Raw genomic sequence first — 14,943 nt, 5'->3', positions numbered from 1 at the left:
ATCTTTTTAATAGCTACCCCCGCATATCCTACGTGGGCTAGAGCACTATTTGACCTATAAAGTTACTGATGAACCGACCCTTTAACTTCTCCGCTGGTCCCGCTGTCATGCCCGCTGAGGTGTTGACCGAAGCAGCTGCTGAAATGCTCGACTGGCATGGCAGCGGTATGAGCGTGATGGAAATGAGTCATCGGGGCAAAGAGTTTGGAGCCATTTACGAGCAGGCGCAAAGCGACATTCGTGAATTGCTGGCCGTGCCTGACAACTTCAAAATTCTGTTCATGCAGGGCGGTGGCTTGGCGGAAAACGCCATCGTGCCGCTCAACCTGTCAGGTCGAGCTGCGCCATCCGGGCAGCCCGGTGCGGTGAACTTTGTAGTCACCGGCAGCTGGAGCCAGAAGTCCCAAAAGGAAGCCCGTAAGTACAGTGCGGTACATGTTGCCGCGAGCACCGAGCCGACCGGGTTCACCACGCTGCCCGCGCCAGGCAGCTGGCAACTCAGCCAAGGTGCAAGCTACGTTCACATCTGCACCAATGAGACGATTGACGGCGTGGAGTACCACGCCCTGCCCGACTTGGCGGCACTGGGCTGTGACGCCCCCCTCGTCATCGACTTTTCTTCGCATGTGGCGTCCCGCACCGTGGACTGGTCCAAAGTGGGCCTGGCCTTTGGCGGCGCCCAGAAAAATCTGGGGCCGGCCGGCTTGACGCTGGTGGTCGTCCGTGACGACCTGCTGGGTCATGCGTTACCCATATGCCCCAGTGCGTTCAACTACAAGACGGTGGCCGACAACCAGTCCATGTACAACACACCGCCTACCTACGGCATTTACATGGCAGGGTTGGTTTTCCAGTGGCTCAAGCGCCAGGGTGGCATCGGGGCCATGGAAGCACGCAATATGGCGAAGGCAAAACTGCTGTATGACGCCATTGACGGCTCGGCTCTTTACCTGAACAAGGTGGCCAAAGACTGCCGCTCGCGCATGAACGTGCCATTTTTTCTGCGTGACGAAAGCCTCAACGAAGCCTTTTTGGCAGGGGCGCGCGATCATGAGCTGTTGCAGCTCAAAGGCCACAAGTCCGTGGGCGGTATGCGCGCCAGCATTTACAACGCCATGCCGATCGAAGGTGTGCAGGCGCTGGTGGGCTTCATGCAGGAATTTGAAAAAACCCATAGCTGACAGCGCAGTCCATCGTCCCAAGCCCTCAACCCGACTTCCAGACTGACCCATGGCGAAAACTCTTCCTGAATTGCGTACCCAGATCGACGCGCTCGACCTGGAGTTACTGGCACTGCTGAACCAGCGGGCCAACCTCGCTCACGAGGTCGGCGAAATCAAACGCATTGATGGTTCACCCGTTTTCCGCCCCGATCGCGAGACCCAGGTCATCGCCGCCTTGCAAGCGGATAACCCGGGGCCTTTGCGAAGCAGTCATGTGGCCGTCATCTGGCGTGAAATCATGTCGGCTTGCCGCGCACTGGAAGCCGCACAGCGCGTTGCTTTTTTGGGGCCAGCTGGCACATTCAGTGAACAGGCTGCATTTCAGTTTTTTGGCTCCAGCATGGAGCGGGTCCCCTGCATCAGCATTGATGAAGTGTTCCGCGCCACCGCCGCGGGTAGCGCCGAATTTGGCGTGGTACCCATTGAAAACTCAACAGAAGGCGTGATCTCCCGCTCGCTCGACCTGCTCCTGAATTCACCCCTGCACATCATTGGTGAAACCAGCTTTCTGGTGCGCCACAACCTGCTTCGCCTGAGTCCTTCGCTCGAAGGCATTGAGGTGGTCTACGCCCACCCGCAAGCGCTGGCCCAGTGCCAGGACTGGCTCACGACCCATCTGCCCCACGCCGAGCGGCGGGCCGCGTCCAGCAATGCCGAAGGCGCGCGCCTGGCGGCCACCAACCCGGCTTGGGCAGGCATTGCGAGTGAACGTGCAGGTAGCGAGTTTGGTCTGCACGTCGCCTCCCATGCCATTCAGGATGACGCGTTCAACCGCACCCGATTTGCTGTCGTCTGCCTGCCCCAAACCTTGCCAGCACCACAAGCCACCGGCAAGGACTGTGTGAGCATGATCGTGTCCGTCCCGAACAAGCCGGGTGCCGTCCACGATCTGTTGATGCCGCTCAAGACACATGGCGTGTCGATGACGCGGTTCGAGTCCCGCCCCGCGCGCTCGGGCCAATGGGAATACTACTTTTACATTGACATTCAGGGCCATCCGTCTGAACCGCATGTGGCAGCAGCGCTCCAGGAACTTCAAGGCCTTTGTGCGTTCTACAAAGTGCTTGGCACCTATCCGGTCGCTGAATGATGAACTCAATGCAAAGGATGCAGGATGTTTGAACAACTTGGGCTCATCGGTTGTGGTTTGATGGGCGGTTCGTTTGCGCTGGCCCTCAAGCGGGCCGGTCTGGTCAAACGGGTGGTTGGCTACAGCAAGTCGCCCTCCACCACCGAGCGCGCCCGCCAAATGGGCGTGATCGACCTGGAAGCCCCCTCAGCATTGCTGGCAGTCTCGGGCGCGGATATTGTGCTGATTGCCGTGCCGGTGGCCTCCACCGAGGCTACTTTGAAGGCCATCAAACACCTGGTGACACCTCAAATGCTGGTCATGGATGTGGGCTCCACCAAGCGTGACGTGGTCGATGCGGGTCGCCGCGCCCTGCGCGAGCAAATTGGCTCCTTCGTGCCTGCACACCCGATTACAGGACGGGAAGTCTCCGGTGTCGAGCATGCCGATGCCGACCTGTACACCGGCAAACAGGTCATCCTGACGCCCATCGAGCGCACCTTGACAGTCCAGTTGCAAAAAGCGGTTGATGTCTGGTCAGCGCTCGGATGTCGCGTGGTCAAGATGTCACCAGAAGCCCACGATGCCGCTTTTGCGGCCGTCAGTCACCTGCCCCACCTGATTTCTTTCGCCCTGATGAACGCCATTTCAGGGCAACCCCTGGGCAAGGACTTTTTGTCATTGGCCGGGCCCGGCTTTAGGGATTTCACCCGTATTGCAGCCAGTGACCCCAAACTGTGGACCGACGTCATGATGTCCAACCGCGAAGAGTTGTTGGGCCAGGCCAAGATTTTCCAGCGCAACCTGCAGGCACTTGAACTCATGATCTCCAGTGGCAACAGCGAAGCCCTTGAGGGCCTGATTGAGCAAGCCAGCGTCACCCGTGCCAACTGGTCCATGACCAAACACCAGAAGTAATGTTTTCAACCGCGTTTCTTGACATCCCCCCACTCGCCACTGCGGGTGGCACCATCGTGCTCCCGGGCTCCAAAAGCATCTCCAACCGGGTATTGCTGCTGTCCGCGCTCAGCCGGGGCACCACCACCCTGCACGACCTGCTGGACTCCGACGACACCCGCGTCATGCTTGACGCACTGTTGCAGCTCGGCTGCGGTGTGAGGCAAAGTGGCACAACGGTCGAAATCGATGGTTTGGGTGGGCAGCTTGGCAACCGCCAGGCACAGCTCTTCATGGGCAACGCCGGCACGGCCATACGCCCGCTGACCGCGGCCTTGGCCGTCATGGGAGGCGATTTTGAGTTGCGCGGTGTGCCCCGAATGCATGAGCGCCCGATTGGCGACTTGGTGGATGCCCTGCGTCAACTCGGTTGCCACATCGACTACCTGGGGCAAGATGGCTTCCCGCCGCTGCACATTGGCAAACCCACGCTCACCCTGGATGCCCCGATCAAAGTACGTGGCGATGTCTCCAGCCAGTTTCTGACAGCCCTGTTGATGGCGCTGCCACTGGTCTCCCAGCAGGAGATCGTGATTGATGTCGTGGGTGAGTTGATCTCACGTCCCTATATCGAGATCACGCTGAACCTGCTGTCGCGCTTCGGTATTCAGGTGCAGCGCGAAGGCTGGCAACGCTTCACGATTCCGGCAGGCAGCCAGTTCACCTCACCCGGCGCACTGCATGTCGAAGCCGATGCATCTTCCGCTAGCTATTTTGTAGCACTAGGCGCAATAACAGCCAGTGCTACAGGCCAAAAAGGCATTCGAATTGAAGGTGTCGGCGCCGCGTCCATTCAGGGCGATATCCGCTTCATTGATGCCGCACAAATGATGGGCGCGCAGGTGACAAGCGGGCCCAATTGGCTGGAAGTGTCGCGAGGCAGCTGGCCGCTGAAGGCGATTGACCTGGACTGCAACCACATCCCGGATGCAGCCATGACACTGGCCGTGATGGCGCTTTATGCCGAGGGCACCACCACGCTGACCAACATTGCCAGCTGGCGGGTCAAGGAAACTGATCGCATTGCTGCCATGGCCAAGGAATTGCGCAAGTTGGGGGCAACGATCGAAGAAGGTGCGGACTACATCCGCGTCACACCGCCCGCCTCGGTCTCCGACTGGAAGCCCGCCAGTATTCATACCTATGACGACCATCGCGTGGCCATGTGCTTCTCGCTCGCCGCCTTCAACCCAGCCGGTCTTCCGGTTCGCATTGAAGACCCGAAATGTGTCGCAAAAACATTCCCCGATTACTTCGAAGCCTTGTTTGCACTGGTGCAGACACCGGTCAATGACATCCCCGTGATCTGCGTTGACGGCCCGACCGCCTCAGGCAAGGGCACTCTGGCAGCGGTGTTGGCCAAGCAGCTGGGCTACCATTTCCTGGATTCAGGCTCGCTTTACCGGATCACCGCGCTGGCAGCCTTGCAGGCTGGCTTGACGCTGGAGGTGTCAGACGAGCAAGCCATTGCCGACCTGTTGCACAAGCTGACTATTCAGTTTGCCGGTGGCCGGGTCCGTGTTGACGGCATGGATGTGAGCGACGCCATCCGCACGGAGGAAGCGGGCATGAATGCCTCCAAGGTGTCCACCTTGCCCAAGGTGCGCCTGGCCCTGTTTGACCTGCAACACGGTTTTCGCGAGCTTCCGGGCCTGGTCGCCGATGGTCGAGACATGGGCACCATCATCTTTCCCGACGCAAATCTCAAGGTGTTTTTGACCGCCAGCGCCGAACGGCGGGCCGAGCGGCGCTTTAAACAATTGATTTCAAAAGGGATTTCAACTACACTCCCATCTCTTCGCGCTGATCTGGAAGCGCGCGACGCGCGGGACTCGTCCCGAAGCGTTGCGCCACTCAAACCAGCACAAGATGCCCGGTTGCTGGACAACTCGGATCTGACGGTTGAAAAATCGGTTGATCTGGTGTTGGATTGGTGGCAGGGCAAACAGCCTTTCAGAGCCATCTGAAAGGTAACCGGTCCACACAGGCCTTCTCGCGCTGCTTAAGCGCACTACTTGTGTGGTTCAACAAACTAACCCCGCGGAATCATCCGCATCAAAAATGTCCGAATCTTTTGCCGCCCTATTCGAAGAATCCCTGCAACGCACCGAAATGCGCCCAGGCGAAGTTATCACTGCTGAAGTGGTACGCATCGAGCACAGCTTTGTTGTTGTCAACGCTGGCCTCAAATCTGAAGCCTACGTGCCGCTCGAAGAATTCAAGAGTGACAAGGGCGAAATCGAAGTTCAGGTTGGCGACTTCGTGTCGGTGGCCATTGGCTCCATCGAAAACGGCTACGGCGATACCATTTTGTCGCGCGACACCGCCAAGCGTCTCGCTTCGTGGATGAGCCTGGAAAAAGCCCTGGAAACCGGCGAATTTGTCACCGGCACCACCAGCGGCAAAGTCAAGGGTGGCCTGACCGTTTTGGTCAATGGCATCCGCGCTTTCCTGCCCGGCTCGTTGGTTGACACCCGTCCTACCAAAGATCTGTCCCCGTACGAAAACAAGACCCTGGAATTCAAGGTCATCAAGCTCGATCGCAAGCGCAACAACGTTGTGTTGTCACGCCGTGCCGTGGTCGAAGCCAGCATGGGCGAAGAGCGCGCCAAGCTGATGCAAACCCTCAAAGAAGGTTCCGTGGTTCAAGGTGTTGTCAAGAACATCACCGAATACGGCGCATTCGTGGACCTGGGCGGTATCGACGGCCTGTTGCACATCACCGACATGGCATGGCGCCGCGTCCGTCACCCATCAGAAGTGGTGACAGCGGGTCAGGAAATCACCGCCAAGATCCTGAAGTTTGACACCGAGAAAAACCGCGTGTCCTTGGGTCTGAAGCAAATGGGTGATGATCCTTGGATGGGCGTGAACCGCCGCTACCCCCAAGGTACACGCATGTTTGGCAAGATCACCAACATCGCCGACTACGGTGCATTTGTGGAACTGGAACCCGGAATCGAAGGCTTGGTGCACGTGTCCGAGATGGACTGGACCAACAAGAACGTTGCGCCTTCAAAGATCGTTGCCCTGGGTGACGAAGTCGAAGTCATGGTTCTGGAAATCGACGAAGACAAGCGTCGCATCTCTCTGGGCATGAAGCAGTGCAAGGCCAACCCTTGGCAAGAATTTGCTCAGAACACCAAGCGCGGCGACCGCGTGAAGGGTCCGATCAAGTCCATCACCGACTTCGGTGTGTTTGTGGGTCTGGCTGCCGGCATCGACGGCTTGGTTCACCTGTCCGATCTGTCATGGAACGAAACCGGCGAAGCCGCTGTTCGCGAATACAAAAAGGGCCAGGAAGTGGAAGCCCTCGTGTTGGCTGTGGACGTGGACCGCGAACGCATCTCCCTGGGCATCAAGCAATTGGACTCCGATCCATTCACTACCTTTGCCACGATCAACGACAAGGGCCAGGTTGTGACCGGCAAGGTCAAGACCGTGGACGCCAAAGGCGCTGAGATCGATCTGGGCGATGACATCATCGGCTACCTGCGCGCCAGCGAAATCTCCCGCGACCGCGTGGAAGATGCCCGTAACGTGCTCAAGGAAGGCGACGAAGTCACTGCAGTGGTCGTCAACGTGGATCGCAAGACCCGCAACATCCAGTTGTCCATCAAGGCCAAGGATGCTGCTGATCAAAACGAAGCCATGTCCACCCTGAGCCAGCAATCGGCTCGTGAAAACGCTGGCACCACCAGCCTGGGCGCCTTGTTGCGCGCTAAATTGGACAACAACAATTAATTGTTGATTCGCCAATAAAGAAACGACCGGTCGCGCAATGCACCGGTCGTTTTTTTGTCCGGATATATATATTTCATGACCCGCTCCGATCTTGTCGAAGAATTAGCAGCCCGATTCAGCCAACTCACCCACCGGGATGCCGAATTTGCGGTCAAAGCCATTCTTGATGCCATGAACGATGCGCTGGTGCGAGGCCACCGAATTGAGATTCGAGGCTTTGGCAGTTTCTCGATCAACCACCGCCCACCCCGCATGGGACGCAATCCGCGAAGTGGCGAGAGTGTCGCGATTCCAGAGAAACGTGTTCCCCACTTCAAGCCCGGCAAAGCCTTGCGCGAAGCGGTTGATGTTCGGACCGCCGAACTGGAATCCAAGAGTACGGCTGAATTGAAGTGATACGTGATGGGGTACGGAACCCACGGCGCTAGAATCGGCTCTTCACTGGGAAGATCAATGAAAAACCTCATGTGGTTGCTTAAGTGGGTACTTAAAGCAGCCATTTTTTTTACCCTGTTTGCCTTCGCGCTGAACAATCAACAGGACACTGTCGTGCACTTTTTCTTTGGCACGCAATGGCGCGCGCCTCAGGTCCTGGTGGTGCTCTCGGCATTTGCAATTGGCCTGGCAGTGGGCGTATTGGGTATGGTGCCTCGCTGGTGGATGCACAGGCGTGCTGCCAGCGATGCCCGCCTGACACCGTTTAACAAAGCCGAAGAACAAAAAAATCAAACGATGCCACAGCCATTGCAGCCACCCCATGGACTTTGAACTGAGTTGGATCCTGCTGGGCTTACCTCTGGTGTTTGCCTTGGGCTGGATTGCCTCCCGCCTGGACCTGCGCCAATTGCGGATCGAGAACCACCAGGCGCCCAAAGCCTATTTCAAAGGTCTGAACTTTCTTCTCAATGAGCAGCAAGACCAGGCCATTGATGCTTTCATCGAAGCCGTCCAGAACGACCCCGACACGTCTGAACTGCACTTCGCCCTGGGCAACCTGTTTCGTCGACGTGGCGAGTACGAGCGCGCCGTGCGCGTGCATGAACACCTGCTGTCTCGCGGCGACTTGAGTCAGGCAGACCGGCAGCGGGCGCAACACGCCCTGGCCTTGGACTATTTGAAGGCTGGCCTGCTCGATCGGGCAGAGGAAGCACTGCTCAAACTTGAAGGAACACCTTTTGAAGCCCAGGCGAGGCTTGCCCTGCTGGCCAACTACGAGAGAAGCCGCGATTGGCCCCAGGCGGCGCTGATTGCCCAAAAACTGGAGCAGTCCGACCAGGGCAGTTTTCACGGTCGACTGGCGCATTACCTTTGCGAGCAAGCTGCGGCTCATCTGGCACGCCATGAGCCCGCAGAAGCGCTGCCGCTGCTGCAGCAGGCAATTGCCACAGCACCGACGGCACCACGCCCCCGGCTTGACCTTGCCCGCGTGCTGAATAGCATGGGCAAAGTGCAGGAGGCGTATCAGGTGCTTGGACAAGCGCTCGAAACGTCCGCTTCCGCCACGCCACTGCTCGCGGGACCGCTGGTCGAATACGCCGTAGCGTCCGGACATGCGGCTGAAGCGTTGGAACTCCTGAAAATCAATTACGAACAGTCCCACTCGCTCGACGTTCTTGATGCCATCGTCGCGCTTGAAGCCAATGTTCAAGGTCCGTCGCCCAGCGCGCGCGATTGGTACGTGCGCCATCTGGAGCAGGAACCGTCGCTCGTTGCTGCAGCGAAATGGATTGCTGGCGAAAAATTGGAACACGAACAATTTCACCCCGTGGTCCAGCGCGCGCTGGACCACGCTGTCAAGCCTTTGACCCGTTACCGCTGTGCGGCTTGCGGGTTTGAGGCCAAACAGCACTTCTGGCAATGCCCTGGCTGCCAGGCATGGGACAGCTACCCGCCCAGGCGGGTAGAAGAGCTTTGATGCACACATTGACTTCATGACTATCTCAAAAGAAAAACTATCCAAAGCACGCGTACTGGTTGTTGGCGACGTGATGCTGGACCGCTACTGGTATGGCGCCGTAGACCGCATCTCACCCGAAGCGCCCGTGCCCATCGTGCGCATCACCCGCGAGGAAGAGCGCAATGGCGGTGCGGCCAACGTGGCCTACAACGTGGTCACACTGGGTGCCCAGTCGTCGCTGCTCACGGTAGTGGGCGACGATGAAGCCAGTCACAAACTGGAGGCCCTGGTGGCCGGCACAGGCATCAGCACCCACTTCGGCCGCGATGCAGATTTGAAGACCACCGTCAAGCTTCGGGTCATTGGGCGCCAGCAACAATTGCTGCGTCTCGATTTCGAGAACACACCCAAGACAGAAGTACTGGCCTCACAAACGGCAACTTTTGCCGACCTCTTGCCGGAGCATGACGCCATCCTGTTTTCCGACTATGGCAAAGGCGGTCTGGCCCACGTGAGCGACATGATCGCGCGGGCACGGGCTGCGGGCAAACCGATTTTGATTGACCCCAAGGGCACAGATTTCTCGCGCTACAAGAACGCCAGTGTGATCACCCCCAACCGCGCTGAACTGCAACAAGTCATCGGGGCCTGGGCAGACGAAGCCGATCTTCGCAGCAAATGCCACAACCTGAGGGAACACTTGGGGCTTGAGGCGGTCTTGCTGACACGCAGTGAAGAAGGCATGACACTTTTTGATGCCCAGGGCGAGTTGCATGTCAGCGCACAGGCCCGTGAAGTGTTTGACGTCACGGGCGCGGGTGACACGGTCATTGCCACCATGGCAGCCATGGTCGCCGCCGGCATGAGCATGCGCGAAGCCCTGCCACTTTCCAACCGTGCAGGCGGGCTGGTGGTGGGCAAATTTGGTACGGCTACGGTATCTTATGAGGAGTTGTTTGCATGACCCGAATCGTTGTGACCGGCGCCGCCGGCTTTATTGGCAGTAACCTGGTCAAAGGGCTGAATGCCCGGGGCATTACCGACATCATCGCGGTTGATGACCTGACACAAGGTGACAAGTTCCGAAACCTGGCCGATTTGAAGATTGCCGACTACGTGGACGCATCAGAGTTCTACGAGATGTTTGCGTCGGGCTCTTTTGGCCAGGTCGAAGCCGTTTTTCATGAGGGTGCATGTAGCGACACGATGGAAAGCAACGGCAAGTACATGATGGACAACAACTACACCACCTCGGTCAGCTTGTTCCAGACTTGCCAGAAACGCGGTTCGCGGCTTTTGTACGCCTCCAGCGCGGCCACCTATGGTGGCTCCGACACCTTTCGGGAAGACCCGGCATTCGAGCGACCACTGAACGTTTACGGCTACTCCAAGTTGTTATTTGATCAGCGCATGCGCCGCGAATGCGGCAACGACTTTCAACGCTCAGTGGCCGGCAAGACCGGACAGGTGGTGGGCTTTCGATACTTCAATGTTTACGGACCGCGCGAACAGCACAAAGGCCGCATGGCCAGCGTCGCCTTTCACCAGTTCAACCAATTCTCGGCTGAAGGAAAAGTTAAATTGTTTGGTGATTACGGCGGGTATGAAGCTGGCGCACAAATGAGAGACTTTGTCTTCATTGATGATGTTGTCGCCGTCAACTTGTGGTTCTTTGATCATCCCGGCCTGTCCGGCATTTTCAACCTCGGAACGGGCCGGGCGCAACCGTTCAACGATGTGGCCAGCTCGGTGGTTAACGCCATGCGGGCCATCAAAGGTGGGGCGCCGCAGCCGCTGGAAGCCATTACGGCTGATGGGTCAATCGAGTACATCCCTTTCCCGGACGCCTTGCGCGGTAAATACCAGAGTTATACACAGGCCGATCTGACGGCATTGCGCGCCATCGGTTGCGATCATCAGTTTGCCGATGTGCAGACCGGTGTGACCCAGTACGTCCAATGGATGGCAGGCCAAGCGTGAGAAAAATCACTTTTCAGGAAATTCGGACCGCAGGTATCTTTGCAGGTCAACGCACCCTACGCTAATCTCGTTGTGTTGATAACCTCGTCAATTGCGAGGGGTCGTTTCTTTGTGTTGATCTTTTAACTTTCAGGAGCTTATTCATGTTGAAGAAAATTCTGGTCCTCGCGACCATGCTGTACGCCGCGGTCTGCTTTGCTGCTGTGGATGTGAACAAGGCCAGCGCGGCTGATCTGGATGGCATCAAAGGCATCGGCCCAGGCATTTCGACCAAGATCCTGGATGAACGTAAAAAAGGCAATTTCAAAGACTGGAACGACTTCATTGAGCGCGTCCAAGGTGTGGGCGAAGGCAACGCAGCCAAGTTCTCGGCAGAAGGCCTGACCGTTGGAGGCGCTGGCTTCAAGGGCATGGCTCCAGCAGCGGCACCTGCTGCCAAAAAAGAGGCCGAGAAAAAGGCCAAGGAAGAAAAACCAGCAGTCAAAGCTGACGCGACCAAACCAGCTGCCAGTGCTGCCAAGAAGTAATTACTCGGCACATAAAAAAACCCGCCCAGGCGGGTTTTTTTATGTGCGACTCAATACAAGCTCATCAGCCCGGTTGACTTGCATTCGTACATGGCGCGATCAGCAACGTAAAGCAATTCATCCATGTTGAGGCCGTCACGAGGGTACAAGGCAAGACCCAGACTCGCGCTTCGATGAATGATCACACCCGCCTCCATGGCAATGGGAGCGGCCAGCGACTCAATCAGCTTCTCGCCAATCAGAATCAATTCCTCGGCCTCGTCCACAGACTCAATCAACAAAATAAATTCATCTCCGCCGAGACGCGCAACCGTATCGGATGCACGCACGGCACCCAGCAACCGCCGGGACATGGCAATCAAGACGGCATCCCCGGCCGCATGACCAAAGCTGTCATTGACCGATTTGAAATCATTCAGATCAACCATCATGAGCGCAAATGACTTTTGACTGCGTTTGGCGCGCTCGACCGCTAAGCGAAAGCGATCCGACAGGAGCAGGCGATTGGCCAAGCCTGTCAGGTCATCGTGGTGGGCCTGTACCTTCAACACAGACTCCTTGGCCCGCAACGCATCAATTTCCATATGCATGGCTCTGATATGCGTTTTTGCGCGTTGCAACTGCTTTCGTGAGGATAGGAAAATCAAGAACAACGCCATCAAACAGACCGCCAACACGGCAAAAACCAGCAGGCCAGCCAAACCGTACAGCATCCACCCCAGCACACAGAAGCCGGGCGTGAGCAAAACGCTCAACGCCAGCCTATTGCGCCTTATGAAATTTTTCTCGGATGAGCGCGCCACAAGGGTCGGCATGGTTTTCTCCAGAATCCAGACACAAGGGGCGCCCAGACAATTTGCATATTCCAACAACGAAAGAGTCGCGCTGAACACGCGGCAATTCTCTGCCCCAACGCGCACACCGTCTATCCCACAAATGGGGGAGACAGTTTGCGGCCACGCCCATAAATTCAGCTTAGACAAATGACCATGGCAGGTCGCTGATATTTATCAACGCAGGTGCCTGGGCTTGTCACTTTGGTGTTCCTCGCCAAAAAGCCTGCCTTATCAATCAACGGTGCCGCACCGATCGATCCGCGGCTGCCCGTAGGATGGACCCATGATGACGATGTGTTTCGCCTCAAGCGTAGCCATTGCAGCGAACTGAACGTCGAGGATGCCCGGCGCTATATGATGAACGCACCATGATCTCAGTCTTCGCAATTTGTATCGGCGCCAGCATCGGCGCACTGGCCCGTTGGGGCTTGGGGCTTTGGCTTAACCCCGGTGCCGTGATTCCTTTGGGCACCCTGGCCGCGAACCTTATCGGAGGCTACCTGATCGGCCTTTGTGTGGCCGTGTTTCAGGCGCTGCCCAACCTGGATCCGGTGTGGCGTCTGGCATTGGTCACGGGGTTTCTGGGCGCCCTCACCACGTTTTCCAGCTTCTCGGCGGAAGTGGTTGGCATGCTGGGGCAGCAGCGCTACGCCATGGCGTTTGGCACGGCCGCCCTGCACTTGTTTGGCTCGCTGCTGCTGACCGTGGCCGGCATCAGAAGCGCTATGTTTTTTATAGCTGCTCGCGCTTGATTGACGGGGGCTAGAGCCTATTTTTATATAAATTTCGTGCCAACTCAACCGCCGCCGCGCTGCATGTACAGATCAAACCGCTTCATGAACAGGTAACGCTGGGCATCGTCCAGTCCCTTGAATCGAAAACTCACCAGCAAACGGGGAATACGGACCAGGGCGATGACTCGTGGTTCACCGGCACGCCAACTCAAGTTCAGCTGGCCATCACCAATGTGCACCAGCGCCACCTGGGCCAGCACCTGGCTGGCATGCGTACCGATGGCATTGGGCAGCCACATGAGCCATTCTCGCTCGGTGCAGCCCATGTCACGGTCAAAGTTTTCGGCGTAAAAAGACTGCACTCAACCGCCCGCGATGGGCGGCCAGATGGCCAACACGTCGCCTTCCACCAAGGTCTGGGTCAGGCGTTTGTCGGGTTCGATGTACTTGCCATTGATCAACACCAGGTGCACCAGTTTCGGGGGCAGACCATAGGGTTCGATGATCTGGCTGATGGTGGCATCCGGCGCAACATCTAGCGCCAGCACATTGGTGTAACGCGCCTCCACCGGCAGGTAATCGGTGAGCGAGGCAAACAGTTTGAAGGTGATTTTCATTCGAAATAATTTCTATCGTCGGCGTTCATCCTGCGCCCCCGACCAGCTGCTTTGGGCCTGGGCGCTGGCGAGGTAAGCATCCATCAATTTGGTGGGATCTTTCATGAGGGTCTGCTTCCATTCGCCGAGTTTGACCTGGCCCTCCACCAGGCCGCGCATCACGCCCACGTGGTCGGTCCAGCCAACGCTGTTGCAGCCTACCAGTACATCATCCTTGAACTGCAGGCTGAGGTGGCGACCGGCGTCCAGGTCGGTCAGCTCCACGTGCTCGCCACCGGGACGGCCTTGCCAGTCACCGAAGCTGGTGGAAATGAGCCCCAGCGTGTCCAGCACGTTGATTTGCGTCACGCCCTTGAGGTTGGCCATAGGCACTTTTTTGCGCCCAAAAGCCACCATGTTCATGGCGGCCACGCGCGCCTGCTCGGCGGCATTGGGCTGGATGGCGCTGACGATGGTCTTGCCGCTGACCTTGTCAAAGGCCTCGCAGCAGTCCCCTGCCGCGTAGATGCCGGGCACGTTGGTTTGCAGATGTTCGTCGGTCAGCACACCCAGCAGGCAGGTGATGCCGGAGTTCTCCAGAAAACCGATGGCGGGGCGCACACCGGCCGCGCTGATCACCAAATCAGCAGACATGTGTTTGCCGTTGGACAGGTGCACGGTCAAAGGGGCGCCGGGCTCGATGGATTCCACGCGCGTACCGGTAAATACCTCCACACCCTTGGCCTCGCACCAGTCGCGAATCATGCCGCCTGCGGTGGGCCCCATCATGCGCGGCACCATGCGGTCGCCCATCTCGACCACGCTCAATTTCACGCCCCGCGCGGCCAGCGCCTCCATGATGATGCAACCAATGAAACCGGCACCGAGTTGCAGCACCCTGGCCCCCTTGGTGGCCAGTGCCATGATGTTGCGTGCGTCCTCCAGCGTCCAGCAGGGGTGCACACCGGCTGAGTCAATGCCGGGAATAGGCGGACGCACGGGGTGCGATCCGGTGGCAATCAGCAACGTGTCGAAAGCAAGGACGTTGCCGTTGTCCAGCACTACACTTTTAATAGCTGTATCCACACGCTGGACGCGGGCTTGGAGCACATTTACCTTCAAATTCTGGAAATGCGTCGGGCTCTTGCGCAGGTAGGTGCCATGCTCGTCAATGTTGCCCATCAACAGGTAGGGAATGGCCATGCGCGAATAAGACGGCTCCTTTTCATCGCCCACGATGGTGATGGCATCAAGCGGCGCGTGTTTGCGAATGGTTTCGGCTGCGATGACGCCCGCGGGGCCGGCACCGAGAATGAGGTGGTGGGTCATGTTTCTCTCCAAAAAGAAAAGCGGCCACCGAGGACCGCTACTTCGTGATCA

The 14,943-nt window shown here is 57.8% G+C and carries 16 protein-coding genes; 12 read left to right on the top strand and 4 right to left on the bottom strand.

From position 1 onward, the window contains the following. Nucleotides 1-68 precede the first annotated feature (68 nt). The 11 genes from serC (at nt 69) to AC097N_RS13895 (ending at nt 11,397) form a co-directional block, all read left to right on the top strand. A complete protein-coding gene (serC, locus tag AC097N_RS13945; protein ID WP_479581850.1) occupies nt 69-1,181 on the top strand; it encodes a 3-phosphoserine/phosphohydroxythreonine transaminase in 1,113 nt (370 codons plus the stop codon). Between the two features lie 49 nt (nt 1,182-1,230). Beyond that, on the top strand, nt 1,231-2,313 hold the full coding sequence (gene pheA, locus AC097N_RS13940; RefSeq protein WP_479581848.1) for a prephenate dehydratase: 1,083 nt from the start codon (nt 1,231-1,233) through the stop codon (nt 2,311-2,313). Between the two features lie 24 nt (nt 2,314-2,337). After that, entirely contained in the window at nt 2,338-3,210 is an 873-nt protein-coding gene (locus AC097N_RS13935) for a prephenate dehydrogenase (protein ID WP_479581846.1), read from the top strand. Next, complete coding sequence (locus AC097N_RS13930) at nt 3,210-5,216, top strand: bifunctional 3-phosphoshikimate 1-carboxyvinyltransferase/cytidylate kinase (protein ID WP_479581844.1); 2,007 nt, start codon at nt 3,210-3,212, stop codon at nt 5,214-5,216. The genes AC097N_RS13935 and AC097N_RS13930 overlap by 1 nt, the downstream gene beginning before the upstream one ends. 52 nt (nt 5,217-5,268) lie before the next feature. Further along, nucleotides 5,269-6,993 carry a 30S ribosomal protein S1 gene (gene rpsA, locus AC097N_RS13925; RefSeq protein ID WP_479581842.1) on the top strand — a complete coding sequence of 575 codons (1,725 nt, stop codon included), beginning with the start codon at nt 5,269-5,271 and terminating at the stop codon, nt 6,991-6,993. A gap of 75 nt (nt 6,994-7,068) precedes the next feature. Beyond that, a complete protein-coding gene (locus AC097N_RS13920) occupies nt 7,069-7,389 on the top strand; it encodes an integration host factor subunit beta (protein ID WP_479581840.1) in 321 nt (106 codons plus the stop codon). 69 nt (nt 7,390-7,458) lie between these two features. After that, complete coding sequence (locus AC097N_RS13915) at nt 7,459-7,761, top strand: LapA family protein (RefSeq protein WP_479582042.1); 303 nt, start codon at nt 7,459-7,461, stop codon at nt 7,759-7,761. Then, on the top strand, nt 7,751-8,908 hold the full coding sequence (gene lapB / locus AC097N_RS13910; protein ID WP_479581838.1) for a lipopolysaccharide assembly protein LapB: 1,158 nt from the start codon (nt 7,751-7,753) through the stop codon (nt 8,906-8,908). The genes AC097N_RS13915 and lapB overlap by 11 nt, the downstream gene beginning before the upstream one ends. A 16-nt stretch (nt 8,909-8,924) precedes the next feature. Beyond that, nucleotides 8,925-9,854, top strand: coding sequence for a D-glycero-beta-D-manno-heptose-7-phosphate kinase (gene rfaE1, locus AC097N_RS13905; protein ID WP_479581836.1), 930 nt, complete (start codon nt 8,925-8,927; stop codon nt 9,852-9,854). Next, complete coding sequence (gene rfaD, locus AC097N_RS13900; RefSeq protein ID WP_479581834.1) at nt 9,851-10,870, top strand: ADP-glyceromanno-heptose 6-epimerase; 1,020 nt, start codon at nt 9,851-9,853, stop codon at nt 10,868-10,870. The genes rfaE1 and rfaD overlap by 4 nt, the downstream gene beginning before the upstream one ends. A 143-nt stretch (nt 10,871-11,013) precedes the next feature. Next, entirely contained in the window at nt 11,014-11,397 is a 384-nt protein-coding gene (locus AC097N_RS13895; protein ID WP_479581832.1) for a ComEA family DNA-binding protein, read from the top strand. 50 nt (nt 11,398-11,447) lie between these two features. On the opposite strand, the gene AC097N_RS13890 is transcribed toward AC097N_RS13895, so the two are convergent. Next, entirely contained in the window at nt 11,448-11,981 is a 534-nt protein-coding gene (locus AC097N_RS13890) for a diguanylate cyclase domain-containing protein (RefSeq protein WP_479581830.1), read from the bottom strand. A 620-nt stretch (nt 11,982-12,601) separates the two neighbouring features. Between AC097N_RS13890 and crcB the strand changes: the two genes are divergently transcribed. Continuing rightward, nucleotides 12,602-12,985 carry a fluoride efflux transporter CrcB gene (crcB, locus tag AC097N_RS13885; protein WP_479581828.1) on the top strand — a complete coding sequence of 128 codons (384 nt, stop codon included), beginning with the start codon at nt 12,602-12,604 and terminating at the stop codon, nt 12,983-12,985. A gap of 44 nt (nt 12,986-13,029) precedes the next feature. Here crcB and AC097N_RS13880 read toward each other — a convergent pair whose 3' ends face one another. From AC097N_RS13880 to AC097N_RS13870, 3 genes are read right to left on the bottom strand one after another with little or no spacing between them, the layout of a single operon-like run. Beyond that, complete coding sequence (locus tag AC097N_RS13880) at nt 13,030-13,329, bottom strand: hypothetical protein (RefSeq protein ID WP_479581826.1); 300 nt, start codon at nt 13,327-13,329, stop codon at nt 13,030-13,032. Further along, complete coding sequence (locus AC097N_RS13875; protein WP_479581824.1) at nt 13,330-13,584, bottom strand: MoaD/ThiS family protein; 255 nt, start codon at nt 13,582-13,584, stop codon at nt 13,330-13,332. Between the two features lie 12 nt (nt 13,585-13,596). Continuing rightward, entirely contained in the window at nt 13,597-14,892 is a 1,296-nt protein-coding gene (locus tag AC097N_RS13870; protein WP_479581822.1) for an NAD(P)/FAD-dependent oxidoreductase, read from the bottom strand. Between the last annotated feature and the right edge of the window lie 51 nt (nt 14,893-14,943).

This window comes from Rhodoferax sp. LS1R11 (genome assembly GCF_056521395.1).
This window is presented reverse-complemented; position numbering and strand designations above follow the sequence as displayed.